This window comes from Jeotgalibacillus marinus, from assembly GCF_040801915.1.
GTDB classification, from domain to species: Bacteria; Bacillota; Bacilli; order Bacillales; family Jeotgalibacillaceae; genus Jeotgalibacillus; species Jeotgalibacillus marinus.
Genome location: NZ_JBFMIA010000078.1, coordinates 1 through 567, shown reverse-complemented (window position 1 = coordinate 567; position 567 = coordinate 1). Strand labels below are relative to the sequence as shown.

The 567-nt window shown below is 39.5% G+C and carries 1 protein-coding gene; it reads left to right on the top strand.

Features of this window, described 5'->3' with window-relative positions:
* The coding region (locus AB1471_RS17025) for a hypothetical protein (RefSeq protein WP_367780934.1) at positions 1 to 567 on the top strand (567 nt) is incomplete at both ends.

Here is a 567-nt window from a genome sequence, read left to right as displayed (position 1 = left end):
TACCAGAAGGCGGTTCAAGTATTGAATGGACAACGAATACCTATCACCAGTTTGACGGTAAAAACAATGATGTCGTACAACTACAAAACGGTCTATTTTTAAACGTTCATGAAGATCATGATAGTGATGATATCAACTATGTATTGGGAAAATATGATGGGGAACGTGTCGATTGGGATTGGACGAATGATGTGTCGGCAGATGAAAATTATGCGAATGGTGAAAGTCCTGCCATCACTGTGTTAGATAATGACCTTGTTGTGTCGGTGAATGACAAGGATGGAAAACTATCTTATCAATTGGGTGAATATGATAATGATAAGGTGTATTGGACCAAACCCGTTGAATACGGAGATGGAGAAAAGCCAACCATCGCTACACTTGAAAATGGCGATCTACTAGAAGTTCATGAAGGTGAAAATCATGAATTACATTATAACTTAGGTCGTTATGAAGACGGAACGATTGATTGGTATAGCGTGGACAACTACTATGGAAAAGGGGATCATCCAAATGTGACGTTATTGACCAATGGCGATATTGTGTTGGTTTTTGAAGGACAGGGCG